This window comes from Couchioplanes caeruleus (assembly GCF_003751945.1).
Lineage (GTDB): Bacteria > Actinomycetota > Actinomycetes > Mycobacteriales > Micromonosporaceae > Actinoplanes > Actinoplanes caeruleus.
Genome location: NZ_RJKL01000001.1, coordinates 8,055,837 through 8,082,751, shown reverse-complemented (window position 1 = coordinate 8,082,751; position 26,915 = coordinate 8,055,837). Strand labels below are relative to the sequence as shown.

General features: G+C 73.4%; 21 protein-coding genes and 1 pseudogene. 9 read left to right on the top strand and 13 right to left on the bottom strand.

Going from position 1 to position 26,915, the window contains the following annotated elements; genetic code table 11:
* Window positions 1–12: 12 nt before the first annotated feature.
* On the bottom strand, window positions 13–690 hold the full coding sequence (locus tag EDD30_RS36425) for a response regulator (RefSeq protein WP_071806079.1): 678 nt from the start codon (window positions 688–690) through the stop codon (window positions 13–15).
* Window positions 687–1,964, bottom strand: a complete 1,278-nt coding sequence (locus tag EDD30_RS36420; RefSeq protein WP_084556467.1) for a sensor histidine kinase — start codon at window positions 1,962–1,964, stop codon at window positions 687–689. Before EDD30_RS36420 ends, EDD30_RS36425 begins: the two co-directional genes overlap by 4 nt.
* A 144-nt stretch (window positions 1,965–2,108) precedes the next feature.
* On the opposite strand from EDD30_RS36420, the gene EDD30_RS36415 reads away from it, so the two are divergent.
* Window positions 2,109–4,352 carry an MMPL family transporter gene (locus EDD30_RS36415; RefSeq protein WP_123678916.1) on the top strand — a complete coding sequence of 748 codons (2,244 nt, stop codon included), beginning with the start codon at window positions 2,109–2,111 and terminating at the stop codon, window positions 4,350–4,352.
* 66 nt (window positions 4,353–4,418) lie between these two features.
* Here the strand turns inward: EDD30_RS36415 and EDD30_RS36410 are convergent, their stop codons facing one another.
* Window positions 4,419–4,898, bottom strand: a complete 480-nt coding sequence (locus tag EDD30_RS36410) for a TIGR00725 family protein (protein WP_170047311.1) — start codon at window positions 4,896–4,898, stop codon at window positions 4,419–4,421.
* A 2-nt stretch (window positions 4,899–4,900) separates the two neighbouring features.
* Window positions 4,901–5,521, bottom strand: coding sequence for an RraA family protein (locus tag EDD30_RS36405; RefSeq protein ID WP_244945527.1), 621 nt, complete (start codon window positions 5,519–5,521; stop codon window positions 4,901–4,903).
* Window positions 5,522–5,654: 133 nt separating this feature from the next.
* Here EDD30_RS36405 and EDD30_RS36400 point away from each other — a divergent pair, with 133 nt between their 5' ends.
* Genes EDD30_RS36400 through EDD30_RS36390 form a run of 4 tightly spaced genes read left to right on the top strand, consistent with a single transcriptional unit; the run spans window position 5,655 to window position 11,508 of the window.
* Entirely contained in the window at window positions 5,655–6,803 is a 1,149-nt protein-coding gene (locus tag EDD30_RS36400) for a DUF2786 domain-containing protein (protein WP_071806076.1), read from the top strand.
* Between the two features lie 46 nt (window positions 6,804–6,849).
* Window positions 6,850–7,233, top strand: a complete 384-nt coding sequence (locus EDD30_RS41255; protein WP_244945526.1) for a hypothetical protein — start codon at window positions 6,850–6,852, stop codon at window positions 7,231–7,233.
* Window positions 7,230–10,223 (top strand): caspase family protein, encoded by a 2,994-nt coding sequence (locus EDD30_RS36395; RefSeq protein WP_244945683.1) that lies wholly within the window; start codon window positions 7,230–7,232, stop codon window positions 10,221–10,223. The genes EDD30_RS41255 and EDD30_RS36395 overlap by 4 nt, the downstream gene beginning before the upstream one ends.
* A gap of 13 nt (window positions 10,224–10,236) precedes the next feature.
* Window positions 10,237–11,508, top strand: coding sequence for an extracellular solute-binding protein (locus EDD30_RS36390; protein ID WP_071804981.1), 1,272 nt, complete (start codon window positions 10,237–10,239; stop codon window positions 11,506–11,508).
* Window positions 11,509–11,529: 21 nt separating this feature from the next.
* Here EDD30_RS36390 and EDD30_RS36385 read toward each other — a convergent pair whose 3' ends face one another.
* Together EDD30_RS36385 and EDD30_RS41680 are read right to left on the bottom strand one after the other, a co-directional pair.
* The gene (locus EDD30_RS36385) at window positions 11,530–13,038 is read right to left on the bottom strand and encodes a M1 family metallopeptidase (protein WP_071804979.1); all 1,509 of its coding nucleotides are present in this window, start codon (window positions 13,036–13,038) and stop codon (window positions 11,530–11,532) included.
* Between the two features lie 352 nt (window positions 13,039–13,390).
* Window positions 13,391–15,460 carry a GGDEF domain-containing protein gene (locus EDD30_RS41680; protein ID WP_170047234.1) on the bottom strand — a complete coding sequence of 690 codons (2,070 nt, stop codon included), beginning with the start codon at window positions 15,458–15,460 and terminating at the stop codon, window positions 13,391–13,393.
* Between the two features lie 163 nt (window positions 15,461–15,623).
* On the opposite strand from EDD30_RS41680, the gene EDD30_RS36375 reads away from it, so the two are divergent.
* Complete coding sequence (locus EDD30_RS36375; RefSeq protein WP_071804974.1) at window positions 15,624–17,171, top strand: long-chain-fatty-acid--CoA ligase; 1,548 nt, start codon at window positions 15,624–15,626, stop codon at window positions 17,169–17,171.
* A gap of 165 nt (window positions 17,172–17,336) precedes the next feature.
* Here the strand turns inward: EDD30_RS36375 and EDD30_RS36370 are convergent.
* Window positions 17,337–18,110: pseudogene (locus EDD30_RS36370) on the bottom strand (EamA family transporter); the annotation flags it as partial.
* Window positions 18,111–18,228: 118 nt separating this feature from the next.
* On the opposite strand from EDD30_RS36370, the gene EDD30_RS36365 reads away from it, so the two are divergent.
* Window positions 18,229–19,158, top strand: a complete 930-nt coding sequence (locus EDD30_RS36365) for a LysR family transcriptional regulator (RefSeq protein WP_123678716.1) — start codon at window positions 18,229–18,231, stop codon at window positions 19,156–19,158.
* Window positions 19,159–19,255: 97 nt separating this feature from the next.
* Here EDD30_RS36365 and add read toward each other — a convergent pair whose 3' ends face one another.
* The gene (add, locus tag EDD30_RS36355; protein WP_211278041.1) at window positions 19,256–20,197 is read right to left on the bottom strand and encodes an adenosine deaminase; all 942 of its coding nucleotides are present in this window, start codon (window positions 20,195–20,197) and stop codon (window positions 19,256–19,258) included.
* An 87-nt stretch (window positions 20,198–20,284) separates the two neighbouring features.
* On the opposite strand from add, the gene EDD30_RS36350 reads away from it, so the two are divergent.
* A complete protein-coding gene (locus EDD30_RS36350) occupies window positions 20,285–20,725 on the top strand; it encodes a DUF1707 SHOCT-like domain-containing protein (protein ID WP_071809452.1) in 441 nt (146 codons plus the stop codon).
* 135 nt (window positions 20,726–20,860) lie between these two features.
* Here the strand turns inward: EDD30_RS36350 and EDD30_RS36345 are convergent, their stop codons facing one another.
* From EDD30_RS36345 to EDD30_RS36335, 3 genes are all read right to left on the bottom strand, one after another.
* The gene (locus EDD30_RS36345; protein WP_084557697.1) at window positions 20,861–21,643 is read right to left on the bottom strand and encodes an inositol monophosphatase family protein; all 783 of its coding nucleotides are present in this window, start codon (window positions 21,641–21,643) and stop codon (window positions 20,861–20,863) included.
* A 51-nt stretch (window positions 21,644–21,694) separates the two neighbouring features.
* Window positions 21,695–21,967: an alpha amylase C-terminal domain-containing protein gene (locus EDD30_RS36340; RefSeq protein ID WP_071809451.1), complete on the bottom strand. Its 273-nt coding sequence runs from the start codon at window positions 21,965–21,967 to the stop codon at window positions 21,695–21,697.
* 115 nt (window positions 21,968–22,082) lie between these two features.
* On the bottom strand, window positions 22,083–24,866 hold the full coding sequence (locus EDD30_RS36335; protein WP_071809455.1) for a DEAD/DEAH box helicase: 2,784 nt from the start codon (window positions 24,864–24,866) through the stop codon (window positions 22,083–22,085).
* Between the two features lie 89 nt (window positions 24,867–24,955).
* Between EDD30_RS36335 and EDD30_RS36330 the strand changes: the two genes are divergently transcribed.
* On the top strand, window positions 24,956–25,699 hold the full coding sequence (locus EDD30_RS36330; RefSeq protein ID WP_394328324.1) for an HAD family hydrolase: 744 nt from the start codon (window positions 24,956–24,958) through the stop codon (window positions 25,697–25,699).
* Window positions 25,700–25,721: 22 nt separating this feature from the next.
* Here the strand turns inward: EDD30_RS36330 and EDD30_RS36325 are convergent, their stop codons facing one another.
* Together EDD30_RS36325 and EDD30_RS36320 are read right to left on the bottom strand one after the other, a co-directional pair.
* Window positions 25,722–25,916, bottom strand: a complete 195-nt coding sequence (locus EDD30_RS36325; protein ID WP_071809449.1) for a hypothetical protein — start codon at window positions 25,914–25,916, stop codon at window positions 25,722–25,724.
* Window positions 25,917–25,990: 74 nt separating this feature from the next.
* Window positions 25,991–26,902, bottom strand: coding sequence for a diacylglycerol kinase family protein (locus EDD30_RS36320; RefSeq protein WP_123678715.1), 912 nt, complete (start codon window positions 26,900–26,902; stop codon window positions 25,991–25,993).
* Window positions 26,903–26,915 lie beyond the last annotated feature (13 nt).

Sequence of the window (26,915 nt, the reverse complement as noted above, 5' to 3'; positions counted from 1 at the left end):
ACAGGGCCCGGCCTACGGAAGGGCGTCACCCTGGCGGACCAGACCACTCTGGTACGCGAGCACGACAAGCTGCGCCCGGTCGCGCGCGTCGAGCTTCGTCATGGCCCGGTTCACGTGGGTCTTGGCGGTCAGCGGGGAAAGATGCAGCCGCTCGGCGATGTCGTCGTTGGACAGTCCGTGGGCGACCAGCACGAGGATCTCCCGCTCGCGCTCGGTGAGCAGATTCAGCGCCGCCGGCCGGGGCGCCGCCTCGGGCCGCAGGCTGGTCAGGAAGCGGCTGACCAGTCCGCGGGTGGCCTTCGGCGACAGCAGCGCCTCGCCGCCGGCCACCACCCGGATCGCGTGCAGCAGCTCCTCGGGCGGCACCCCCTTGCCGAGGAAGCCACCGGCTCCCGCCTGGAGGGCCAGCACGACGTTGTCGTCGTTCTCGAAGGTGGTCAGCACCAGGACCCGGACGCCGGCGAGGTTGTCGTCGGCCGCGATGCGGCGGGTCGCCTCCAGCCCGTCCATCCGGGGCATGCGGATGTCCATGAGCACCACGTCGGCGCGCGCCGTGCGGGCCAGTTCGACCGCCTCCCGGCCGTCGCCGGCCTCGGCGACGACCTCGAGGCCCGGCTCCGAGTCGATGATCATCCGGAAGCCCGCCCGGATCAGCGCCTGGTCGTCGGCGAGCAGCACCCGGATCGTCACGCGGGCTCCTCGCCGGGCAGGCAGGCGCGCAGACCGGACACGAACCGGGACCCCGGTCCGCCGGGCGGCCGGGCGACGCCCGGGGGTGCCGGGTCGACGGCGACGGCCGTGGCGGGCGCCGCGATCTCGGTGGGCAGCACGGCGTGGACCCGGAACCGGCCGTCGTCCGTCGGGGCCGCGGTGACGTGCCCGCCCGCCGACGCGGCCCGTTCCCGCATGCCGAGCAGGCCGTAGCCCGACCCCGGGAGGCCCGGGACCGGCCGCAGGCCGTTGCCGATCTCGAGGACGACGCCGCTGGGCGCGTACTCGACGAGCAGGTCAGCCGTGCCGTCGCCGTACCGGTGGGCGTTGGTCAGCGCCTCCTGCACGATCCGGTACGCGGCCAGATCGACCATCGCGGGCAGCTCCCGGGGCTCGCCGCGGTGCCGCAGGCGGACCGTGAAACCGGCCGTCTCCAGGCTTGCGAGCAGCTCCGGCAACCGGGCGAGGCCCGGCGCGGGCTCGGTGCTCTCCCCCTCGTCGCTGCCGCGCAGCACGCCCACCACGGACTGGATCTCCTGCAGCACAGTGTCGGAGGCCTCGCGGATGTGCGCCAGCACCGCGCCGACCTGCTCCGGCCGGCGTTCCAGCACGTGCGCCGCGGCGCCGGCCTGGACGCTGATCACCGCGATGTGGTGGGCCACCACGTCGTGCAGCTCCCGGGCGATGCGCACCCGCTCGTCCATGACCCGCCGGCGCGCCTCCTCCTCGCGGGTCTGCTCCGCGCGGCGGGCGCGCTCCTCCACCTCGCGCACGTACGCGCGGTGCGTGCGCGCCGCGTCCCCGGCCGCCGCGGCCAGGAAGATCCAGGCGAAGAGGCCGAGCGTCTCCACCCGCCACCAGTCGCCGGCGGAGACGACCAGCCCGGTCACGTAGATCAGCGACGAGGAGATCAGCGCGCAGATCCAGCCCTGGCGGCGCCCGGTGTGTGCGGCGATCGAATATGTGATGACGCCCAGCGCGGCGATCAGGCCGGGGTTGCGCACCTCCCGCAGCACCGCACCGATGGAGGCGGCGGTGCACACCCCGAGCGCGAGGAACGGCCGGATCCGGCGCATCAGCACGGCGACGAAGGCCACCCCGGCCACGACCACGTCGTTGGGCGACACGAGGTCGTCGACCGTCGCCTTGAAGACCGCGGATGCCAGGACCAGGGCGAGCAGGACGTCGAGCAGCAGCGGCTTGTCCGCCACTTCCTTCCACGCCCTGAGCCGCGCGATGTGTCTGGTCTGCATCACCTGAGGACCCTACGCGGACGGCGGCACCCGCACGTCCTCTCCTCGTGGTAGCCGGAGCGGGGCGGAAATACCGCGACCATGGTACGGCGGTGCCTGCACCCGGACGACGCTTTCCGGCCCGTCCGGCGGCACGGTAAGGCGATGGCTACCTACCTCTATCGCCTCGGCCGGTTCGCCTTCCGCCGCCGGGCGCTGGTCCTCACGATGTGGCTCGCCCTGCTCGCGGTCCTGGGGGTGGGCGCGGCCACGCTGTCCGGGCCGACCTCGGAGAGCTTCTCCATCCCGGGTACCGAGGCGCAGCAGGCGCAGGACCTGCTCGCCGACCGGTTCCCGCAGGCCGGTGCCGGCGGCGCGGAGGCCCGGGTCGTCTTCGCGGCGCCGGCCGGCGAGAAGCTCACCGACCCGGAGAACCGCGCCGCGATCGAGGCGACCGTCGCCCGGTTGCGCACCGGGGCGCGGGTCGGCGCGGTCACCGATCCGCTGCGCTCCGGCGTCAACCCGGGCGGCACGGTGGCGTACGCCCAGGTCACGTACAAGGTGCCCGCGGACGCCCTGACCGAGAAGGACCGGGAGGCGCTGGCCGGCGCCGCCGAGGCCGGGCGGGCCGCGGGCCTGACCGTCGAGACCGGCGGCGACGCCCTGCGCGAACCGGCCGAGCAGGGCATCGGCGAGGTGATCGGCTTCCTGGTCGCCGCCGTGGTGCTGCTGATCACCTTCGGCTCGCTGGTCGCGGCGGGCCTGCCGCTGGTCACCGCGATCCTCGGCGTGGGCGCCGCGATGGCCGGCATCCAGATCGTCTCCGGCTTCGTCGACCTCAGCAGCAACACCCCGACGTTGGCGCTGATGCTCGGCACCGCGGTCGCCATCGACTACGCGCTGTTCATCGTCTCCCGCTACCGCCACGAGGTGGCGGTGGGGCGTGCCGGCATCGAGGCGGCCGGCCGGGCGGTCGGCACCGCCGGGTCCGCGGTCACCTTCGCCGGCCTCACGGTGATCATCGCCCTGGCCGCCCTGGCCGTGGTGAACGTGCCGGTGCTGACCCAGATGGGGCTCGCCGCCGTGGCCGCCGTCGCCGTCGCCGTCCTGATCGCGCTCACCCTGCTGCCGGCGCTGCTGGGCTTCGCCGGCGACCGGATCACCGGCAAACGCGGCCGCACGCGCGAGGGCTCGCCCGGCGGTTCGCCCGGCACCGCGGGCGACGACCGGCGCGGCCGCACGCGCGATCCCGAGGGCGGCGGGGTGCGGCCCACGGCCGGGCGACGCTGGGCTCGGCTGGTCACCCGCCGGCCGGTGCTGACCCTGCTCGGCGCGACGCTGGCGCTGCTGGTCATCGCCATCCCGGCACTCGACCTGCGGCTGGGCCTGCCGGGCGACAACATGGCCGGGCCGCAGACCACCCAGCGCAAGGCGTACGACATGCTCACCGCGGGATTCGGCCCGGGCTTCAACGGGCCGCTCCTGGTCGTGGTGGACGCGGGCCCCGGCGCCGACGCGAGGGCCGTGGCCGCCGAGGTCAGCACCGCCGTCACGGGCCTGCCGGACGTCGCCAGGGTGGGCCCGGCCACCGTCAACCCGGCCGGCGACACGGCCATCCTCCAGGTCATCCCGCGGAGCGCGCCGGACAGCCGGGAGACCACGGACCTCGTGCACGCCATCCGGGACCAGGACGAGGCCCTGCGCGGCGAGATCTTCGTGACGGGTACGACCGCGGTGAACATCGACATGTCCGCGAAGCTGGGTGCGGCGCTGGGGCCGTACCTCGCGGTGATCGTGATTCTGGCGTTCCTGCTGCTCACCCTCCTGTTCCGGGCGGTGCTGGTGCCGCTCAAGGCGATCGCCGGCTTCCTGCTCAGCGTCGCCGCCACCTTCGGCGCGGTCGTCGCCGTCTTCCAGTGGGGCTGGCTGGCGGGTCCGCTCGGCGTCGAGCAGACCGGCCCGGTGGTGAGCCTGATGCCGGTCATCCTTATCGGCATCGTGTTCGGCCTGGCGATGGACTACGAGGTCTTCCTCGTCAGCCGCATGCGCGAGGAACACGTGCAGGGCGCCGCACCGGGGCAGGCGGTGGTGAACGGCTTCGGCCACAGCGCCCGGGTCGTCACGGCCGCCGCCATCATCATGATCAGCGTCTTCGCGGGCTTCGTCCTCTCCCCCGACTCCATGATCAAGTCGATCGGCTTCGCCCTGGCGGCGGCCATCCTCCTCGACGCGTTCGTGGTCCGCATGACCATCGTGCCGGCGGCAATGGCGCTGCTCGGGCGGCGGGCCTGGGCGCTACCCCGCTGGCTCGACCGGATCCTGCCGGACGTGGACGTCGAGGGTGACCGGCTGCGCGCCGAGCCGGACGCACCACGGCCCGAGGCGGAGCTCGTCGGCGCGGACCGCTGACCGCCCCCGGACCGCCGCGCCCGGGGCGGTCCGGGGCGCCCCCGTCGACGACCGGAGGCATCCACGTCAGTCTCCGGCGGCGGCGAGCGCTTGCGCGACCGCCTCCTCCGGCGTGCCGGCGTACCGGATGCCCGGCACCGCCCCGCCGTCGGCCCGCACGATCCGCCACCCGCCGAGCGCGACCACCGGAATCCCGCCCCGGCGCATGGCGAGGGCGATCTCGCTGAGGGTGCCCCACGAGCCGCCGACACCGATCACCGCGTCCGCGCTCCACACGATGATCGCGTTCCGGGCCTCGCCCATGTTCGTCACGATCGTCGCCGACAGGTGGGGTGACGCCCCTTCCCTGGTGCCGTTCGGTCGGATGCCGATGACGAGGCCACCTCTCGACCGGGCGCCGGCCGCCACGGCCGCCATGACGCCGTCTCCCCCGCCGCAGACGACCACCGCGCCACGCTCGGCGAGGAGCTCACCGACCCGCCGGGCGTTCTCGGCATCGGTGTCCGTGCAGGCGCGGGGTCCGCACACGGCTACCTGCAGGGCCATGGTCAGAGCTGACGGCCGTGGTCCCGCAGCGCCTTCTCGACGCGGGTGCGGTGCGCGGCCTCCCAGTCGTCGAGCGACTCGCTCTCCTCCTTGGCGAGCCTCGCGCGGGCGGCCGCGAGAACCTCGTCCTGCCGGGCGTGCGGCACCACCACGACGCCCTCCTCGTCGGCGACGACGACGTCACCGGCCGCGACATCGACGCCACCGCAGCGCACCGTGCCCCCGTGGTCGCCGAGCGCCGTCTTGGTGCCCGGGATGGGAATCACCCCACGGGCGAAAACCGGGAAGCCCGCCTCCCGCACCTCGCCCAGGTCGCGGATCAGCCCGTCGAGCACGAACGCGGCGATGCCCCGGCGCTGCGCCACCGCACACACGTTGCCGCCGGCGAGGGCGTAGTCGAGATCGCCCGAATCCACGACGACGACGGAACCCGGCGCGGCCTGGTAGATCGCCGCGTGCAGCATGAGATTGTCGCCGCGCGGACAGCGCACGGTGAACGCCGGCCCGGCGATCCGCGGCATCGGCGCCCAGAGCGGACGGATGCCGATGTCCATGACCTGTTCCCGGCCGAGCACGTCGGCCAAGGTCGTCGGCGGGATCTCCTGGAAGTCGTCGGTACCCACGTCGTCCCTCTCTTCGCGGTCAGGACCGCCGCCGGCTCGCCGGATCACGGAGCCGCGCATCCCTGGGCGGTCCGGGCATCGGCGCACCTGCGCCGGGACGGTCGCGAAGTGACCCTACTAGCCTGGTCTGGTGATGTCGGTGCGGGAGACGGTCGCCGCGGTGCTGGGCGGCCGGGTCGGTTACGAGGACGGCCTGGACCTGCTGACCGTCGCGCCCGCCGACGAGGTCGATCCGGTGCTGACCCGGGAGCTGTTCGAGGGCGTGGCGCGGGCCGCCGCGGACGGGTGGCAGCCGGTCGAGTTGCAGCGGGTCGTGGCACGCCGGGGTGACGCGGTGCAGGCTCAGCTCGTGGTCGATGCGATCGCCGCGCATCTGAGGGGGTTCGCCGCCCGGGCGGTGGATCCGCGGTGGCGGGCCCAGGCCGAGGAGCTCGGGGCGCGGGTGTGGTGGGGCGACGACGACGGCTTCCCCGCCGAGGTGGTGCGGCGGCGACGCACCGATCGGATCGCGCTGATCGACGCCTTTCTCGGTGCGCTGCGGGTGCTGGGCGGGCTGCCGCAGCTCGACGTGCTGATCCCGCCGCCGGGGCGGGTGGTGCGGGCCGCGCCCGGCACGCGGAACGAGGCGATGCTGCACCGGGTGCGGTCCCTGCTCGCCAAGGCGGAGGCGACGACGTTCCCGGCCGAGGCGGAGGCGTTCAGCGCCAAGGCGCAGGAGCTGATCTCGCGGCACAGCCTGGACGAGGCACTGGTCGGGGCCGGGGACGCCGAGGTCACGCCGTTCGCGCGCCGGATCGGGGTCGACCATCCGTACGAGAGCGAGAAGGCGTCCCTGCTCGACGCGGTGGCCCGGGCGAACCGCTGTCAGGTCGTGTGGTCACCGGAGTTCGGTTTCGCCACCGTGTTCGGCTTCGACGCCGACGTCGACGCGGTGGATCTGCTCCATGCCTCGCTGCTGGTGCAGGCCCACCGGGCCATGGCGCGTGCCGAGCCCCCCGGGGGCAAGGCCGGGCGGGCCCGGCTCAAGTCGTTCCGGCAGTCCTTCCTGATCGGGTACGCCGTACGCATCGGCGAGCGCCTCGCCGAGGCCGACCGGGCGGCCCTGGCACACTCCACGGACGCCGCCGCGCTGCTGCCGGTGCTGGCGTCGCGGGAGACGCAGGTCCGCGAGGCGCGGGAGCGGGCGTTTCCGCGTACGGTGCGCGGCCGGGGTTTCCGGGTGGCCAGCGAGGAAGGGTGGGAGTCCGGGCGCACCGCCGCCGACCGGGCGACCCTGCGCTGAGATCACGGACAGTTTGATCTTGACTCCACTGTGTATGGTGCACAGGGTGGAGACGACATCCGTGGCGCGTATCACAGTAGTGGTGGCCGATGACCCGGTCGCCTCCGACGAGGCCGCCCAGCGGCTGATGAAGGAACTGCACGGCCTGCCCGAGGTGGTCGCAGTCGAGCCGGCGGCGATTCCCGGCGCCGACGGCGGGCGGTCCGTGGACGCCCTCGCCGTGGGCACCCTGCTGCTCACCATGGCCGCCACCCCGGAGGTGCTCGGTGGGGTGCTCACCTACCTCGTCGAGTGGCTGCAGCGCCAGGGAAACGACCGCGGCATGCTCAAGTTCCGGCTGGGCGACAAGGAGCTCGAGATCACCAACGCCACCCCCGCCGAGCGCAAGCGGCTCATCGACGCGTTCGTCAGGGAGTTGAGGCGACGCTGACCCACCGACACGCGCTGATCCTGGCCTCGGAGCACTACAGCGACCCCGCCTTCTCCGAGCTGCCCGGCACCACCGCCGACGCCGAGGGCCTGCGGGAGGTCCTCGGCGATCCGCGCGTCGGCGACTTCGACGTCACCGTCCTCAAAGATCCCGACGTCCTCACCGCGGGTCACCGGATCGAGCGGTTCTTCTCCCGCGCCTCCCCGGACGACATCCTGCTGCTGTACATCGCGGGGCATGGCGTCCGCAACGACAAGGGCAACCTGTACTTCGCGGTCAGCGACACCGTGCCCGACCTGCTGTGGGTGACGGCGCTCGCGGCCAAGGACATCACCCACGAGATGGAGACCAGCCCGGCCCGCCGGATCGTGGTCCTGCTCGACTGCTGCTATGCGGGCGCCTTCGACGATCGCAAGGACCTCGACGACGCCGGCCCGCGCCCCGTCCCGGCCACACCACCGGTCGGGTCCGCCGCGGCCGCCGGCACGAGCGCGTTCACCGCGCCGCTGGCCGCTCGCGCGGAACGCGACGAGGCGCCCGCCGACGACGCGCACGTCCGCGGGCAGGTGGTCATCGCCGCGGCGACCAGCATCCAGCAGGCGATCGAGGGCAAGACCGGCGGCCTGTTCACCCGGTGCGTGGTGCACGGGCTGCGGACCGGCGAGGCGGATCTCAACCGCGACGGCGAGATCGACGCCCACGAGCTGCATCTGTACGTGGACGCGCGGATGCGGACTCTCGGCGCCGGGGTGGAGCAGCACCCGGCGTACTCGGTGCACCGGCTCCAGGGCATGCTGCGGATCGCGCACCGGGCGACCACCGCGCCGCCCGTCCCGCTCCTGTGGCAGTCCCCCGCCGAGGCGGAGCCGTCCGCGCCGGAACCCCCCGACGCCGAACGCCCCGACTCCGAGCCTTCCGATGCTGAGCCTCCCGACGCCGAGCCTCCCGACGCTGAGCCTCCCGACGCCGAGCCTCCCGACGCCGAGCCTCCCGACGCCGAGCCTCCCGACGCCGAGCCTTCCGATGCTGAGCCTTCCGATGCTGAGCCTCCCGGCGCTGGGTCTCCCGATGCCGAGACTCCCTGGCCGGAGCTCGCCGGCAGGGTGGGACGCGGGTCCGGGAAAGCCCGGCGGTGGACACGGATACCGCTGTTCGTCGCTGCCCTGCTGCTGTCCGGGTGCGGGGTCCAGGCGGACAGCCCGCTGGCCCGCGACGGTTGCCCGCTGCCGGCGCAGCTTCGGGTCGCCGCCGCGCCGGCCGGGCTGGGCGCCTACCGGGAGCTGGCCACGGCGTTCGAGGACTGGGTGGCCGCGCAGCGCCACGGCTGCCGGTCCGTGGACCTGTACGTCTACCCGGTCACCGCCCAGGAGATGGTCGACGGGTTGGAGCGGGGCTGGGGGCAGGAGCGGGACGGGCGGGCGTACCTGCGTGACGTCGGCCCGCACCCGGACGTGTGGCTGCCCGGCGCCGCCACCGACGTGCCCGCGTTCAGCCCGCCCGCCTCCGGCGTCGTGGCCGGCGTCGCGGAGGTGGCGCGCACCCCCGTCGTGCTCGGCGTCCCGCAGCGGGCGACGGTCCCGGACGACGCCCGGCGTGCCACCCACACCTGGCCGGAGCTGTTCGACCTCGTCGACCGTGAGAGCCGCGCCGCCGCTGAGAGCAGCGCCGCCACCAAGAGCAGAGCGGGTACCAAGAGCAGCGCTGGCCCGGAGAGCAGCGCTGGCCCGGAGAGCAACGCGAGCACCAGGAGCAGCGCAGGCCCCGGGAGCAGCGCCGACGTCGGCATCGTGCGGGGCGACTTCGCCGCGTCGTCGGTGGCCCGGATGGCCACCGCCAAGCTCTACGCCGACGGCACGATCGACGCCGCCACCGCGCGCACCCGTTATGAGCAGCGCCTCGAACAGGCGCTGGACACCGGCGGCTATCCCGTCGGCGACGAGGCCCGCCTGCTCTGCCGCTCGCTGGCGCGCGGGGGCACCGCGACGATCCTCACCGAGCAGCAGCTCGTGCGCTTCAACCGCGGCGATCCGGTCGGCGACGCCTGCCCGCAGGCGACGGTGCCGCAGGGCGGTGACCGGATGCGCGCCTACTACCCCTCGGACACCCCGGCGGTCCGGCAGGTCGTCGTCGTCATGGACTGGGCGCGGCAGGTGCAGGCGAGCACGACACGGGCGTACGCCGGATGGTTCCAGCGCTGGCTGCGCACCGATCCCGGACGGGCGGCGCTGCTGCGGATCGGGCTGCGGCCGTACGCGTACGACGCCGGCGAGCCGCTCGGCACCGGGAACGGCGCGCTGGCCGACTGGCCGTTCGCGCGCGTGGTGCAGCCCGAGCCGGACGCGTTCGTGCGCCGCGACGTCGCCGAACGGTACGCGCAGGCCCGCCGGCCGGGGCACTTTCTGGTGGCGCTGGACTCCTCCGGCTCGATGAACACGGTCACCGCCGATCCGACCCGGACCCGGTGGGAGGTCGCCGTCGCCGCGGTGGAGCAGGCCGTCACCCGGCTCGGCGGGCGGGACCGGTTCGGGCTGATCACGTTCGCCGGGAGCGGAGACGGCAGCGGAGCAGGGAGCGGGTCCGGGAACGGGAGCGGGAGCGGTACGCGCGAACTGCTGCCGCTCGCCGCGCCCGCCAAGGACCCGGTCGGCGTGGTGCGCCGGGCGACCGCCGGGGTGCGGCCCGGCGGGGGGACGCCACTGCACGCGGCCATCCGGCGCGGCGCGGCGACCCTGCGCTCCGAGCCGGGCGGCGCCGATCCCCGCCGCACGCTGGTGGTGCTCACCGACGGCAAGGACACCGGCGGCCGGCCGCCGCCGACGCCCGCGCAGACCGCCGGGGTCCGCGTCGTCGTCATCGCGGTGGGCGACGTGGCGTGCGCCGACGCGGGCCTGCGTCGGCTCACCGAGGACACCGCCGGACGCTGCTACGACGCCGGCCTGGGCTCGCTCGCGCCGGTGCTGACCCGCATGTTCCGCGAGATCTGGGGATGAGGGGGAACCGCAGGTGCGTTTCCGCGGCAGACCGTGGTGGCTCTTCGCCGCCGGCAACCTGACCGGCGCCGCCCTGGCGGCGTCGATGTTCCTGATCGGACCGCTGGCCGGCCCGGCCGAGCTCGAGGCCGGTGAGCTGGTCATCCTCAGCGGTCAGGACGACAGCGCCGGCGGGCAGCGGCAGCAGCTCGTCAATCTGTGGAACGACAGTCATCCGCGCAACCCGGCCCGCATCGTCACCGTGCCGCAGGCCGCCGACGGGCAGTGGGTCGAGATGGCCAACCGGGCCGAGGACACCGGGACCGACATCTTCAACCTCGACGTCGCCTGGACGGCGTACTTCGCCAAGCCGCCGCAGGGGCGCCGGCTCATCCGGCCGATCGACGAGTCGCTGCTGGCCGAGAAGCCGGACACGGCGTTCATGGCCAAGCCGCTGCAGACCTGCCGCTACGACGGCGAGCTGTGGGCCCTACCCTTCAACACCGACGCGGGCCTGCTCTACTACCGCACCGACCAGGGGCTGAAACCGCCGTTCACCTGGGCGGCGATCGAGAAGGCGGCCGGGCGCGACGGGTTCGCCGCCGCCTATACCGGCCAGCTCGCCGGGTACGAGGGACTGACGGTCAACGTGCTCGAGGCGGTCTGGGCCGCCGGTGGCCGCCTGGACGTCGCCACCGACGGCCGGGTCGGCCTGGACCTCGCCGCCTGGGACGAGGCGATGCGCCGGCTGACGCCGCGGCGGCAGGGTCCGCCCGTGGTGCTACCCGAGTCGACGACGTTCGACGAGACCGGCAGCCGCGGCGCCTTCCAGGACGGCCGGGTGCTGTTCATGCGCAACTGGCCGGTCGCCTACCGGGCGATGCGCGCCGGTGACCAGCCGCAGTCCGGCGCGCGGGTGCCGTTCGACGTCGCGAAGCTGCCCGGCCACAGCGTGCTGGGCGGGCAGAACCTGGCGATCTCGGAGCGCACCCGCAAGCCGCGGGCCGCCCAGGCGCTCGTCGAGTTCCTGACCAGCCAGCGCAGCCAGCAGATCCTCTTCGACCCGGGCGGTTTCGCCGCGACCCGGGCCGCCGTCTACGACGACGAGACGGTCAAGCAGAAGTATCCGTACGCCCCGCTGCTGCGCGAGGCGGTGGAGACCGCGCGGCTGCGGCCGGTGTCGCCGAACTACGTCGCGTTCAGCCAGCGGCTCCACCAGTTGGTCTCGGAGGTCCTCACCGGACGGCAACCGCAGTTGCCACGCGACCTGGCCGATCAGTTGACGCAGGCCCTGCGGGGCAGGTGATCCCCGCAGGGCCGGCGGGTGTCAGTGCCGGTGCAGCAGCTCGTGGGTCTGCTGGATCTTCGCCCAGGACTTCGGCGCCGCGGGCGCCTTCGCCGCCGGGCCCGCGGACGCCCCGGCCGCCTTCGCCGCACTCGTCAGGACCGGCTTCGACGGGGTGTAGAGCCAGGTCTCGAACAGCTCGTCGAGCTGCAGTCCGGAGACCTTCTCCGCGAGCGCGACGAACTCGGCCGTGGTGGCGTCACCGTGCCGGTGGTCGGCCACCCAGGTGCGCAGGATCTCGAAGAAGTCGTCGTCGCCGACCGTGCGGCGCAACTGGTGCAGGGTCATCGCGCCCCGGTCGTAGACCGCGCCGTCGAAGATCCGCGCCGGGCCGGGGTCGCCGGGCTTCACGGTCCAGAACTCGTCGGGCTGGGTGGCGTACAGGTAGTCGAAGATCTCGTCGGCGGTGCCCTCACCCTGCTCCTGCGACCACAGCCACTCGGCGTAGCTGGCGAAGCCCTCGTTGAGCCAGATCTCCTTCCACTGCGCCACCGACACCGAGTTGCCGAAGTACTGGTGCGCGTTCTCGTGCACCACCACCGAGGTGTTGGAGCCACCCCGGAAGAAGCCGGGCGAGTAGGTGGGCCGGGTCTGGTTCTCCAGCGCGAAGGTCAGCGTGCCGGGCGGCGCCACCAGGCCACCGCGGCCCGTGAACGGCCACGGCCCGAACGTGCCGCTGAGCCACTCGCTGATCTCGACGGTGCGTTCCACGCTGGACCGCGCCGCGGCGTCGAAGTCGTCCGGCAGCAGCTCGGAGTACGCGTTGATCACCGGCTCGCCGTCGGGCATGACGTCGCGGGTGATGTCGTACTGTCCGATCGCGATGAAGGCGAGGTAGGTCGCCTGCGGCTGGGCCGAGCGCCAGTACCAGCGGGTCCAGCCGAGTGTCTCGCGGGTGGGGTTGCGCGGCTGTACCCCGTTGCTGATGACCTCGACGCCGTCCGGCACCGCGACGGAGACGTCGAAGCCGGCCTTGTCCGAGGGGTGGTCGTTGCTGGGGAACCACCACCAGGCCTCCTCCGGCTCACCGACGGCCAGGGCGCCGTCGGGCGTACGGATCCAGGCGGTGAAACCGGCGGCGACCTTGTTCGACGGCACCCCGGAATACTGCACGACCACGGTCATGGCCTGCCCCGCGGCGACCGACCGCGCGGGCGTGACGACCAGCTCGTGATCGCCCTGCCGGGCGAAGGTGGCGGACCGGTTGTTCACCTTGACCGAGGCGACGTCCAGCACGAAGTCGAGGTGGAAGGAGCTGAGGTCCTGCTCGGCCGTGGCGAGGATGGTGGTGGTGCCGGTGAGCTGATCGGTGTCCGGGTAGTAGCGCAGCCGGACGTCGTAGTGGGAGACGTCGTAGCCGCCGTTGCCGTAATCGGGGAAGTACTCGTCCCCCAGGCCGGGGCCGCCGGGGGCGGGCGCGGCAACAGCGGGGGTTGCGGTGCCGGCGAGGGTCAACACTGTGGCGAGCGCCGCCACCAGTAGTCGTCGCACGGTCGGGAATCCTTCCGTCGGCGGACCGGATCACGGTCCGACGTGGATCGGTCAGCCCTGAACCTATCGAAAGACATCGACGAATGGGTGCCGGCCGGCTTCCGCCCGGCGCTCGCGCAACGGCCTGGACGGCGCAGTCCCGCCGCGGTGCGCGGCGGGACTGCGCTGTGTCCGTACTTGTCGAAGCGTCAGCGAATCATGCCGTGCGGGTCGAGGACGTATTTGCGGGCCGCACCCTCGTCGAACTCCTGGTAGCCGCGCGGGGCCTGGTCGAGCGGGATCGGGGTGGCGTTCGCTCGCTTCCTGGCGCTTTACCGCCATCCTGCTCGCGGAAGGGGCGAAGGAGAACGCACTATCGTTTCGATGCTTGTCGATACTCGCTTTGCTCACACAACACCGGCGGCGCGGTACGACGGCTGCGGCCGCGCCCCGACGCGCTCTTGTGGGCGTACAGGTCGTGGTCGGCGTGGGCGTACAGCGCGTCGAAGTCCTCGCCGTGCACGCCCAGGACGGCGGTGCCGATGCTCGCACCGATCCGGGCCGAGATCGCCGCCCGCAGGGTCGCGGCGGCCCCGGCGACGTCCGGAGCGTCGTGCGAGGTGAGCAGGACGACGAACTCGTCACCACCGAGGCGCCCGACCACGTCGTGCGAGTGCAGGCCCTCCCTCAGAGTGTCGGCCACCCACACCAGCAGATCGTCGCCCGCCGCGTGCCCCTGCGAGTCGTTGACCTGTTTGAAGCCGTCGAGGTCGATCAGCAGCAGCGCCAGGGCCCGGTGGTGGCGTTGGGCGTGCGACAGCTCGGCGGTGAACCGCTCGGTGAACCCACGCCGGTTCAGGGTCGAGGTCAGCGGGTCGGTCCGCGACAGCTCTCGCAGCCGGCTCCGCTGCCGCGCGGCCTCCGCGGCCTTGCTCGCGCACACCAGTGTGACCGCGAGCGCGCCGTTGAGGTGGCACAGGGAGAACCAGATGCTGGGCGTGCCGACGAAGAACGCGATGGCCAGGTAGCCGACGGCGATCGCGGCGACCAGCGGGCGCCCCAGGCGGGGCGTCGTCATGACGATGAACGGCATCGGGGCGAACAGGCCGAAGGCGAGAGGGCTGCCGGCTCCGCCGTCCAGCGCCACCACCGCCAGGGCGATGGTGAACTGCACCGCCGTGACCGCCATCACGATGGCGCCCGCGGCGGCATGCCGGCTCAGGGGCGTCGCCAGCAGCCGCACCAGCAGACCGACGACGATCGCCACCATCATCAGCACACCCAGCGCCAGCCGGTGCGGATGACCGGCGGTGAACGCCAGGACGTAGATCATGCCGACGGCCGGGTCGGCGGCGCCCAGCAGACCGCCGGCCGCGATCGCACGGCGGCGGCGTTCCAACGGTGAGACGCTCGGCCGCTCCGGTGCGGCCGGCACGCTGAGCACCCGGGAGACCGCCTCGGCGGCCGGTACCTGCCGGTGCCGGCGGGCCTTGTCCTGATAGACGCGCTCATCGGCGAGATGCTTGAGCTCCTCGCCGGTGCTCGCCTCGGCCGGGTAGCAGGCGTAGCCGATGCTGGCGGACGCGGCGCCGTCGAGGGCGGCGTACAGCCGGGACACCACGATCTCGGCACCCTGGGCGTCGATGCCGCTGAGCACCGCGGCGAACTCGTCGCCGCCCACCCGGCCGACGGCGTCGTGGGCCCGCAACTGCTCGATCAGCGTCCGGCCGGTGAAGGCCAGCAGGTCGTCGCCGGCGCGGTGGCCGTACGTGTCGTTGATCGCCTTGAAGGAGTCCAGGTCGATCAGGAGCAGTACGGCCGGGTCGCCCGCGCGCTCGGCCTCCGCGAGTTCCCCGGCGAGGCGTTCGTCGAAGCCGCGCCGGTTGAGACACTGGGTGAGCGGGTCGATCCGGGACTGCTCGGCGAGCCGGCGCTTCAGCGACGCCATCGCCCCGGCGTAGTGCAGGCAGGCGCCGGAGACGCACGCGATGCCGATGGTGTAGATGGCCGCGTACCCCTGGGGTGCCGGTCCCCCGGTCAGGACCACCACCCAGTAGGCGACGGCGCTGAACGCGCCGGTGACCACGAACGCCCGCGGCGGCATGGTGACGGCGAAGAGCATGACGGTGAACGGCAGCAGCGCGCCCATCGTGCTGAACACGCCGCCGTCGAGCCAGGCCAGGGCCGCGTACGCCTCCATGGTGGCGACCAGGGTGGTCAACTGCACCACCAGGCGCAGCCGGGACCGGGCGATCAGTCGCGCGGCGGCCGCGGTGAGCCCGGAGACGGCCAACAGCACGGCGACCACGACCGCCATGGCCGGCCGATGCTCGGCCGACCAGGTGCCCGCCAGGTACGGCACGCAGAGCAGGGGCACGATACCGGCACGCAGCGCGCTGTTCCGCACGGCCCGGACACGGGCGTGCGGCAGCGGGCTCGGCATGGAGGCGATCCCTTCAGCACGGCGGTCGGACGGCGGCATCCCCTCCCATCGGCAGCCCGGGGCCCGAGGTGAGGAAGCGGGGTCCGGGCCTAGGCTTTCCTAGCGCGGGTCGGCATGCTGGGATTGACATCGACGTAACACGAATTTGTCGAGGAGACCACGCATGCTCAACCTCTCCGTCCTCCTTGAGGACAGCGCCCGGCACTATCCGGAGCGCGCGGCGGTCGTCCTGGGCGACCAAAGGCTGTCGTACGCGCAGGTGAACGCGGCCGCCAACCAGGTCGCCGACCTGCTCGTCAGCCGGGGCATCCGGCCGGGCGACAAGGTGGCGCTGTCGTGCCCCAACCTGCCGTACTTCCCGATCGTGTACTACGGGATCCTCAAGGCCGGCGCGGTCGTGGTGCCGCTGAACGTCCTGCTCAAGGGCCGGGAGGTCGCCTACCACCTCGCCGACTCGCAGGCGCGCGCGTACTTCTGCTTCGAGGGCTCGGCCGAGCTGCCGATGGGCGCCGAGGGCCACGCCGGCTTCGCCGAGGCGGACGGCTGCGAGCACTTCTTCCTGATCACCGCCGACCCGGCCGCGCCGTCGCCGATCGAGGGCACCGAGACGCTCGGGCGGGCGCTGGCGGGCCGGTCGCCGGTCTTCGAGACGGTCCTCGCGGCCGAGACCGACCCGGCCGTGATCCTCTACACCAGCGGCACCACCGGGCAGGCCAAGGGCGCCGAGCTGAGTCACTCCAACCTCATCCTCAACGCCCTCACCTGCAACCGGCTGTTCGGCACCCGGCCCGGCACCGACACCCACCTGCTGGTGCTGCCGCTGTTCCACTCGTTCGGCTCGACGGTGAACATGAACGCCGGCTTCGCCTCGGCGTCGACCCTGGTGCTCATGCCGCGCTTCGACGCGGCCGGCGCGGTCCAGCTCCTGCAGAAGGAGGACGTCACCTTCTTCGCGGGCGTGCCGACGATGTACTGGGGGTTGCTGAACGCCCTCACCGAGGACGTGGACGTGGACCGCATCGCCCGCACCATGCGCGTCGCGGTCAGCGGCGGCTCCAGCCTGCCGGTGGAGATCATCAAGGAGGTCAAGGCCCGCTTCGGGGTGCAGATCCTGGAGGGGTACGGCCTGAGCGAGACCTCGCCGGTGGCCACCTTCAGCGACCCGGACAGCGACCCGCGCCCCGGCTCGATCGGCATCCCGATCTGGGGCGTCGAGGTCCGGCTCGTCGACGAGTCGTGGAACACCGTCGAGGGCGCGGACGAGATCGGCGAGATCGCCATCCGTGGCCACAACATCATGCGCGGCTACTACAACCGCCCGGAGGCCACCGCCGAGGTCATGAACAACGGCTGGTTCCGCACCGGCGACCTGGCCCGGCGCGACAAGGACGGCTTCTACTACATCGTCGACCGCGCCAAGGACATGATCATCCGGGGAGGCTTCAACGTCTACCCGCGCGAGATCGAGGAGGTCCTCCTGACCCACGAGGCCGTCTCGCTCGTCGCGGTCATCGGGGTGCCTCACCCGAGTCACGGCGAGGAGATCAAGGCGTACGTCATCCGCAAGGAAGGCGCCACCGTGACCGAGGAGGAGCTCGGTGCCTGGGCCAAGGAGCAGATGGCCGGCTACAAGTACCCGCGCATCATCACGTTCGTGGATTCGCTGCCGATGACGGCCACCGGCAAGCTGCTGAAGCGGGCTCTGACCTGAGACCGGCGGGACGCGCCCGCGGCAGCAAGCTGCTGAAGCGGGCTCTGACCTGAGACCGGCGGGACGCGCCCGCGGCAGCATCCCGCGGGCGCGTCCGCACCGGCCCCGCGGGCGCGTCCGTCCCCGCCCGGATCCCGGGGAGAGCTGGCCGGCGACGATCGCGGCCAGCGCGAGGGCGAAACCGACCAGTTGCACGGGGCCGAGGAGCTGGTCGAGCAGCACCGCGCCGAGCAGCGCGGCCACCATCGGCGACAGCAGGCCGAGTACGGCGACCGAGGTGACCGGCAGCGTGGTGATGCCGCGGAACCACAGGATGTAGGCGATCAGCCCGCCGGGCAGACCGAGCCAGAGATAGCCGAGTACGGCGTGCCCGCCGACGGCCGGCGGGGCGCCCTCCACCAGCCACGTCACCGGCACCAGGAACAGTCCGCCCGCGGCGAGCTGCCAGCCCGCGTACGCCGTCGGGCCGACCGCGGCAGGGCGTCCCCACCGCTTGGTCAACGTCACTCCCAGCGCCATCGCGCCGGACCCGGCGAGACCGGCCGCGATCCCGACCGGGTCGAAGCCGGCGTCCGGACCGACCACCACCAGGCCGACGCCGGCCACGCCCACGATCCCCCAGGCGAGGTGCCAGGCCGACGGCCGCTGGTGCAGCACCGCCACGGCCAGGGTCGCCACGAGCAGCGGCTGCGCGGCGCCCAGGGTGGCGGCCACGCCGCCGGGCAGTCGGCCGGCGCTGACGAACAGCAGCGGCAGGAACACGCCGATGTTGAGCACCCCGAGCGCGGCGGCCTTCAGCCACCAGGTCCCCCGCGGCAGCGTGCGGCTGAGAGCGATCGCGATCAGGCCGGCCGGCAGCGCCCGCATCACCGCCGCGAACAGCGGATGGTCCGGCGGTAGGAGCTCGGTGGTGACGACGTACGTCGTCCCCCACACCATGGGCGCGACGGCAGTCACCGTGGTCGTCAGAAGTCTCACGGCTTCCAGGCTCACCGCGCCGCAGCGATGAGTCCAACACATCGTTGTCAGGCCAGTCATCGTGATTCACGATTGATCGATGGAGCTGCAACAGTTGCGGTACGTCGTCGCCGTCGCGGAGACGAACAATTTCACGCGGGCCGCCGAACGGTGCCTCGTGGTGCAGTCCGCCCTCAGCCACCAGATCGCCCGCCTGGAACGCGAACTCGGCGCCCGGCTCTTCGAGCGCACCAGCCGGCGGGTTCGGCTGACCACGGCGGGCGCCGCGTTCCTGCCGGTGGCCCGGCAGTGCCTCGACGCCGCCGAGCGCGCCACCGCCGCGGTCGCCGCCGCCGTCGGAGAGATTCGCGGGCGGCTCACCGTGGGCGTGATCCCCACCGTCGCGGCGGTCGACATCCCGTCCGCCCTGCACGCCTTCCACCGCAAGTACCCGCAGGTCCGGATCGGACTGCGCGTCGGCGGCAGCGAGCAGCTCATCGAGCAGGTCAAGGAGGGCGCGGTCGACGTCGCCTTCCTCGGCCTGCCCGTGACCGCACGACCCGAGGGGGTCGGCAGCAGAGAGCTGGCCCACGACCGGCTGGTGGCCGTGGTCGCCCCGGATCATCCGCTCGCCGGGGAGACCGAGGTGGACCTGGCCCGGCTGGCCGTCGAGGCGTTCGTGGACCTGCCGCCGGGAACGGCCGGGCGCACCCAGTCCGACCTGGCGTTCGCCGCGGCGGGCGTGCAGCGCGAGGTCGCCTTCGAGGTGACCACCGTGGACATCCTGATGCTCCGGCTGATCCGGCAGAATCTCGCCGTCGCCCTGCTCGCCTCGATGTACACCCCGCACCTGACCGGAGTGGTCACCGTCGGAGTCCGGGACGCTCCCACCCGGATCGAGCATCTGATCTGGAACCGCTCCTCGCTCTCCCCGGCAGCGTCGGCGTTCCTCACCGAGCTGAACCTCTCCGCCGACGACGCACTATGTCCGGGCCGGGACTCGGCACTCGACCGACGGACCGATCGCTGACAGTATCGGCGGGCCCCGCCCGTCATCGGCGAGACCCGGTTCGACAACCTGTTCGTCGTCACTCTCGCCGAGCCCACCGGTGCGGGCATGCTCGCGCTCAAGTACGCCTGAGACCGGCCAGGCGTGCGCGGGTGGCGTCGTCGCAGAGCGCCCCCGCCAGGCCCGCCCGGTACGCGGCGTCCGCCGTGACGCCGAGGCCTTCGGCGATCTCGTACTCGGTGGACAGATCGGTGTCGAACAGCGCCGGGTCGTCGGTGGAGATCGAGCAGGCGATGCCGGCCGCCCTGAGCTGCGGCAGCGGGTGGTCGCCCGGGGTGACGCCGAGCCGGCGGTTCGAGGTGGGGCAGACGTCCAGGACAACGCCCCGTTCGGCGAGCTCGGCGAGCAGGTGCGGGTCCTCGACGGCACGGATCCCGTGTCGTAGGCGGCGGGCACCCATCCGCAGCGCGGAGCGGATGGAGGCGGGGCCGGCGAGTTCACCGGCGTGCGGCACCAGGCCGAGGCCGCCCTCGGCGGCGATACGCATCGCGTCGGTGTGCGGGCCGTCCGGATAGCGGCCTTCGAAGCCGGCGAGGCCGAAGCCGACGACTCCACGGTCGGCGTAGCGCACCGCCGTCCGCGCCACCGCGGCGCCGAAGCCGGGATCGCAGCCCCGGTACTGCTCCGGAGTCAGCCGCACGATGACGCCATGCTCGCGCTCGGCCTCGGCCGCCCCCGCACAGTAACCGTCGAACATGGCGTCCAGTCCGATCGTGGCCACCTGTTCCGGCTGGGGCGTGAAGATGCCCTCCACGTACACGGCACCGTGCCGCCGCGCCTCCTTCGCATAGTCCACAACGATCTGCCGGAAGTCCTCCGGTGTCCGCAGGCATTCCGCGACCAGGTTCCACAGCTCGAGGAAGTGGGCGAAGTCGCGGAAGGTGAACTGCTGGGCCAGCGACTCCGGCAGCGTCACCCCGTTCCGGCGCGCCAGCCGCACCAGCGTCGCCGGACGGACGGCGCCCTCGAGATGCAGATGAAGTTCGATCTTCGGAGTCACCACGGCATTCTGCCACGATGCGCCAGTAGGGAGATCTCGTCGATATCCGCCCGGGGCGGGCCGGGGCCGCGATACGGTCAGCGCGCGATGAAGGACGAGCGCATCGGTACCGTGCACCGCACCCAGGTGATCGACCTGCTGAACCAGGCGCTCGCCGAGGGTCACCTGCCCGAGCCGGCCTACGACTCCCGGATCGTGGCGGTAAGCACGGCGACGTACGCCTCCGACCTCCTCGCCCAGGTGCAGGACCTGCCGCCGCGGCTGCAGTGGGATCCGCGCAACGCGGCGCCGCCCACCCCGCCGGACGCCAGCGCCGGGCGAGGCGCGCTGGCGCTCGGCCTCATCTCCGTGCCCCTCTCCTTCTGCCTGATCGGCGGGATCCTCGGGATCGTCGCGATCGTGCTGAGCACCCGCGGACGGGGGGCGCACGGGGTGGGACCGGCGCTGATCGGGCGGGTGCTGGGCATCACGAGCGTCGTGCTGTCACTGGGCGCCCTGGCCGCCCTGATCTTCGCCGCCCGCTCCTGAGTCGGCCTACTCCGAGCCGGCCCACTCCCGAGCCGGCCCACTCCCGAGCCGGCCCTACTCCCGACCCGGCCCAGTCCCGAGCCGGCCCACTCCCGAGCGGGGCAGCACCCGCGGCAGACGCCGGGCCGCGCCGGCTCAACCCCACAGCGCGCGGTGCGCCCGCTCCCACAGTTGCGGGCTGCGGGCGAACAGCGACGTGCCCGCGCGGGGTCCCCGGATGCCGTCGACGCCGCCGTAGGCGCCGCCGGCCTCGGTGACGATCAGCGACGTCGCGGCGAAGTCCCAGACCTGCCCGCGGGTCTGCACCGCCAGGTCGAGGCCGCCGCTCGCGACCATCAGCGGGGCGTGCACATCCCACTCGGTGGTCGTCGCGTGTGCGGCCAGCGGGGCGGCAATCCTGCGGTCGGTGTCGAGGTAGTTGGGCGGTGCCGGGACCACGCCCAGGCGGGCGCCGTCGAGGACGTCTGGGCGGCCGGCGGCGACGGTGACGCGCTGTGGCGCCGTACCGTCGAGGGCCGAGCGGAAGGCGCCACCACCGCGGCTCGCCCACCAGAGCGTGCCCTGCGCCGGGACCGCGGCGGCCCCGACGGCGATCTCGCCGTCCACCTCGAGGGCGACCAGCACCAGCCACCGGTCGTCGCCCGCGACGAACTGGGCGGTGCCGTCGATCGGGTCGACGATCCAGCGCCGCCGGCCGTCTCCGACCGCACCGCCTTCCTCGCCCAGCACCGCGTCGGCGGGGCGGGCGGCGCTGAGGACCTCGCGGATCGCCGCCTCGGTGTCGCGGTCGGCGGCGGTGACCACGCTGCCGTCCGGCTTGCGTTCGCGGGGCAGGTCCGCCAGCGCGGCGAAGTGCCGCAGGGCGACGGCCGCACCCGTCTGCGCGGCCTGCCGCGCCAGGTCGAGATCATTCAGCACGTCCCCATACTGCCCTGCCCCACTCGGTCCCGGCGGAGACGAGGATCACGCTCAGTGCCCGGCGAAGACGGGGATGCCGCTCGCCGGGAGCGTCAGGTGCGCCGACTGGCCGAAGCCGTGCCGCGGCGGTCCGTCCGCGACGACGCCGCCGGCGTTGCCGCGGACCCGAGGGTTCGGGAAGTGGCCGTAGTAGTCGCTGTTGAAGATCTCGCGCCAGTGCGCCGCGCGGGGAAAGCCGAGCGCGAACCCGTCGGCCGTCGACAGGACGTCCGCCGCCCGCGCGGCGGCCGCACTCCGCCCCTTGACCAGGCAGATCTCCGACAACGTGCCGCACCGACCCCCGGACCGGCCAGGCCGGCCAGACCGCCAGGCCGGCCATGCCCCGGACCCGGCGAGACCCCCGCGGTCCAAGCCGAGCGGATGGGGGCCGGGGCTACGGTCACAGTGCCGTCTGGTAGGCCAGCACCCCCCGGTTGACCGCCGACATCGCCTTGCGGGCCGTCTCGCGGACGCCCGGCGACGCCGCGGACGCGTCCTTGAGCTGGGCGAGCAGGTCGAGGACCTGGCGGGCCCAACGCACGAAGTCGCCCGCCGGCATGTCGGAGTCGTAGTTGTGACCGCTGGCCAGCACCCGCGCCAGCGGCTCGCCGCGGGCCCAGCGGTACATCGGCCAGACGAAGCCCGCGTCCGGCTCGCGAGTCAGCGACAGGCCATGCTCCGCCTCCTGCGACTCGATCTCCGCCCAGAGCTTCTGGCACGCGTCCACCGCGGCCGTCGTCGCGCCCTTGGGCACCGAGGCGCGCTCGTCGCCCTCGCGGCGGGACTCGTAGAGGACCATCGAGACCGCAGCGGCCAGTTCCTCGGGCTCCAGGCCCTCCCAGACGCCGCGGCGCAGGCACTCGGCGACCAGCAGGTCGGCCTCCGTCCAGATGCGGCCGAGCATCCGGCCCGCGGCGGTGACCTCGCCGTCCGGCGACAGGTATCCGCGCGCGGTGAGCACCGCGCAGACCTGGTCGAACGTGCGCGCCAGCGAGCCGGTGCGCCCGGCCACCTTGTCGCGCAGGGCGTCGGTGTCGCGCTGCAGCCGGTGCCGCCGCTCGGCCCAGCGGGCGTGGTCCTCACGCTCCGGGCAGGCGTGGCACGGGTGCTGGCGCAGCTCCACCTTGAGCAGCGCGATCTCGGGATCATCGCCGGGCGTGCCGCGGTTGCGGCCCCGGCGCCCGCCGCCCGCGCCCGCGTGCCGGTCGAGGCCGGTGGCGCTCACCAGGGCGGCGAGGTCACGGCGGGCCGCGGGCGAGCGGGGGTTGAAATGCTTCGGCACGCGGATGCGGTCGAGCACGTCGACCGCGCCCGGGAAGTCGGCCGGGCTGACCCGTCCGGCCCAGCGGTCCTGGGTCAGCACCAGGGGGCGTGGCTCGCCGAAGCCGCCGCCCGGCGGTTCCAGCACCACCGCCAGGCCCGCGCGGCGGCCCTGCGGCACCCGGATCACGTCGCCGACGCGCAGCTTCTCCAGCGAGGACACCGCCGCGGCGCGACGCTGCGAGGCGCCCTGGCGGGCGATGGTCCGCTCGCGGTCGGCGATCGCCACGCGGATGGCGAAGTACTCGTCGAAGTCGCCGTGGTGGCAGGTGGAGTCCTTGCCGTACGTCGCCATGCTCTCGACGTTGCGCTGCACCTGCCGGGCCAGGCCCACCACCGAGCGGTCCGCCTGGAACTGCGCGAACGACGACTCCAGCAGGTCGCGGGACTTCTCCGCGCCGACCGAGCCGACCAGGTTGACCGCCATGTTGTACGACGGTCGGAAGCTCGACCGCAGCGGATAGGTCCGCGTGGAGGCGAGCCCGGCGACGTGGCGCGGGTCGACCTCGGGGCTCCACAGCACCACCGCGTGCCCCTCGACGTCGATGCCCCGGCGCCCGGCCCGGCCCGTGAGCTGCGTGTACTCCCCCGGGGTGAGATCGACGTGCGCCTCGCCGTTAAACTTCACCAGCCGCTCGAGCACGACGCAGCGGGCCGGCATGTTGATGCCCAGCGCCAGCGTCTCGGTGGCGAAGACGGCCTTGACCAGGCCGCGCACGAAGCATTCCTCGACGGCCTCCTTGAACGCGGGCAGCATGCCGGCGTGGTGCGCGGCGACGCCCCGCTCAAGCCCGTCGAGCCACTCCCAGTAGCCCAGGACCGACAGGTCCTCGGCCGGGATGCCGGCCACCTTGGCCTGCGCGATCTCGCGGATCTCGGCGCGCTCCTCCGGGTTGGTGAGGCGCAGTCCGCCGGCCAGGCACTGCTGCACGGCGGCGTCACACCCCGCCCGGCTGAAGATGAACAGGATCGCGGGCAGCAGGTTGGCCCGGTCGAGCCGGTCGACGACCTCGGCCCGCGGCGGCGGCTGCCAGCGGCGCGGCCGCCCACCGCGGCCCTGCCAGCCCGGCCCGGCCGTCCGGTCGGTGAGCTCCAGCCGGCGCAGCATCTCCCGCGTGTAGCGCAGCAGTTCGGGGTGCACGTCGTGCTTGCGGGCCGCGTCGGCGTCGTGGAACAGGTCGAACATCCGCTTGCCGACCAGCATGTGCTGCCACAGCGGCACCGGCCGGTGCTCGCTCACCACCACCTCGGTCTCGCCGCGGACGGTGACGAGCCAGTCGGCGAACTCCTCGTAGTTGCTGACCGTGGCCGACAGCGAAACCAGGGTCACGGAGGAGGGCAGATGGATGATCACCTCCTCCCAGACCGCGCCGCGGAACCGGTCGGCGAGGTAGTGCACCTCGTCCATCACCACGTAGGCCAGGCCCTGCAGGCTCGCCGAGCCCGAGTAGAGCATGTTGCGCAGGACCTCGGTGGTCATCACCACCACCGGCGCGTCGCCGTTGATCGCGTTGTCGCCGGTCAGCAGGCCCACGTGCGCGGCGCCGTAGCGCTCGACGAGGTCGTGGTACTTCTGGTTGGAGAGCGCCTTGATCGGGGTCGTGTAGAAGCATTTACGCCGCGTGCCGGAGCCGTCGGCGCGCAGCGCGAGATGCACGGCGAACTCGCCCACCACCGTCTTGCCGGCACCGGTGGGCGCGCAGACCAGCACGCCGCTGCCGCGCTCCAGGGCCTCGCAGGCCTGTCGTTGGAAATCGTCCAGGTCGAAGCCGACGTCCAGCATGAAGTCGTCCAGCGCGGGGAACTCGGCCGCGCGGGCCGCCCGCCTTCTCGACTCCGCATAGCGTTCGGCGGGGCTCGTCATGACCACAAGGCTAATGCGTGGGTGTGACACAACGATGGTCATGGCTCGCCGGGCGGTTGCCGACGGACCGGTCCGAGCGCCTCGGTATCGTGCACGGCGTGCCGGATGCCGCCGAATCGACCGCCTTCCCGTCGCGCCGTCAGGTCGACGCCGTGCTCTTCGACTTCCACGGCACGCTCGCCCAGGTCGAGGAGCCGGTCGCGTGGGTGATCGCGGCCGCCGCGGCCTGCGGCACGGAGCTGGACCGCGGCCGGGCCACGATCCTGGCCGACCGGCTGGTCACCGCCGGGCGCGCCGGCGGCCCACTGCCGCACCGGGTGCCCATCCACCTCGCCGAGCACTGGGCCGACCGCGACCTGTACGAGCACAGCCACCGCGCCGCGTACACGGGCCTGGCGGAGACGGTGAGCTGCGACGTCGAGGGCCTCGCCGACGCCCTCTACGAGCGGCTGCTGGGCCCGGAGGGCTGGCTGCCGTACGCGGACACCCTGCCGACCCTGCGCACGCTGCACGAGGCGGGGGTCAAGGTGGCGGTGGTGAGCAACATCGGCTTCGACATCCGCCCGCACCTCGCCGCCTGGGGCATGGACGGGCTGGTGGACGCGTTCGCACTGTCGTTCGAGGTGGGCCGCACGAAGCCCGACCCGGCGATCTTCCTGCGCGCGTGCGGCATGCTGGGCGTCGACCCCGAGCGCACGCTGATGGTCGGCGACAGCCCGGCGGACGCGGGCGCGGTGAAGGCCGGCTGCGCGGCCCTGGTGCTTCCGGCGGCCGAGCCGGGGCGCTCAAACGGCCTGGGTGCGACGCTGGCCCTCGCCGGCTGCGAGAAGTGAGCCCTCGGCGAGCTCTGCGCCCTCAGAGGTAGGTGTCGACCAGCGTGCCCTGAGTGGCCGAGACGCTGCGGATCGGCTGCTGCGCGTCCTGCGCCGCGACGTGGTCGGCGATCGTCGCCTCGGTGCCCTGCTCCGGGGTCTTCTTCGCCGCGGCGGTGTCGGTGGACGCCAGGTACCCGGCGGAGACCGTGCTGGAGCTGAGCGAACCGACCGACATGCTGCCTCCTGTGGGGAAGATCTGCGGCTTCACCGTCTCCGTTCGACCCGGTCCGGAGGTCGCTGACCCCCTGGTCACCGCAGCAACCGTACGGCACCCGGCCGGCAGCCGATCACGAGCGGCAGCGCGGCGACCCGCTCGCCGTCGGCGTACCCGACGATCCCGGGCGTGTCGATGCGCACCTCGCGGGCCCGGAAGCTGGTGATCAGCGGGTCCTCGACGTGGGTGCCCCGCCGCACGCGGGGCTGCAGCCGCGCGAGCGCGACCCGCCCGAGCGGCGCCGCGACGACGACGTCCAGCAGCCCGTCGGCGGGGTCGGCGTCCGGACAGATCCGCAAGCCCCCGCCGTAGCTGGGGCAATTGCCGACCGCGACCAGCACGCCGGCGAAGCTGTGGTCGACGCCGTCGAGCTCCAGGGTGTAGCGGCGCGGGCGCAGCCGGGCGGCCTCGAGCATGATCGCCAGGTCGTAGCGGCGCGGCCCGCGGGGCCACCGCATCCGGTTGGCGCGCTCGTTGACGATCGCGTCGAAGCCGGCGGCGAGCACGGCGCCGAACCACCGCACGTCGCCCTGCCCGGTGCCGATCCGGGCCAGGTCGACCGGCTGGTGCCGGCCGTCGCGGTGCGCCGCCGCGATCGACTCGGCGGCGAGCAGCGGCTCCTGCGGTACGCCGGTGCCGGTCGCGAAGTCGTTGCCGGTGCCGGCGGGGACCACGCCGAAGCCGACCCCGGTGCCCGCCACGGCCTGCAGCGCCCGGTGCACGGTGCCGTCCCCGCCGACCGCGACGAGGGCACCGATCCCCTCGGCCACGGCGCGGTGGCAGGCCTTCTCGGCGTCCTCCGCGCTGTCCGCCTCCAGGAGCCGAACGGTCCGACCGCCGGCCCCGAGCCGGTCGAGCACCGCCGGAAGCAGACCGCGGTGCCGGCCGCGTCCCGCTCCGGGATTGGCCAGCACCGCGATGTCGTCACTGCATTTCACAGCCGGAATGTACCGGCGGCGA

Excerpts from the sequence above, each read along its gene's own strand:
- EDD30_RS36400 (WP_071806076.1), top strand. The coding sequence starts at position 5,655 with ATGTCGGTGCGGGAGACGGTCGCCGCGGTGCTGGGCGGCCGGGTCGGT.
- EDD30_RS36325 (WP_071809449.1), bottom strand. The coding sequence starts at position 25,916 with ATGTCGGTCGGTTCGCTCAGCTCCAGCACGGTCTCCGCCGGGTACCTG.
- EDD30_RS36420 (WP_084556467.1), bottom strand. The coding sequence starts at position 1,964 with ATGCAGACCAGACACATCGCGCGGCTCAGGGCGTGGAAGGAAGTGGCG.
- EDD30_RS36350 (WP_071809452.1), top strand. The coding sequence starts at position 20,285 with ATGAAGGACGAGCGCATCGGTACCGTGCACCGCACCCAGGTGATCGAC.
- EDD30_RS36365 (WP_123678716.1), top strand. The coding sequence starts at position 18,229 with ATGGAGCTGCAACAGTTGCGGTACGTCGTCGCCGTCGCGGAGACGAAC.
- EDD30_RS36415 (WP_123678916.1), top strand. The coding sequence starts at position 2,109 with ATGGCTACCTACCTCTATCGCCTCGGCCGGTTCGCCTTCCGCCGCCGG.
- EDD30_RS36410 (WP_170047311.1), bottom strand. The coding sequence starts at position 4,898 with ATGGCCCTGCAGGTAGCCGTGTGCGGACCCCGCGCCTGCACGGACACC.
- EDD30_RS41680 (WP_170047234.1), bottom strand. The coding sequence starts at position 15,460 with ATGCCGAGCCCGCTGCCGCACGCCCGTGTCCGGGCCGTGCGGAACAGC.
- EDD30_RS36335 (WP_071809455.1), bottom strand. The coding sequence starts at position 24,866 with ATGACGAGCCCCGCCGAACGCTATGCGGAGTCGAGAAGGCGGGCGGCC.
- EDD30_RS36375 (WP_071804974.1), top strand. The coding sequence starts at position 15,624 with ATGCTCAACCTCTCCGTCCTCCTTGAGGACAGCGCCCGGCACTATCCG.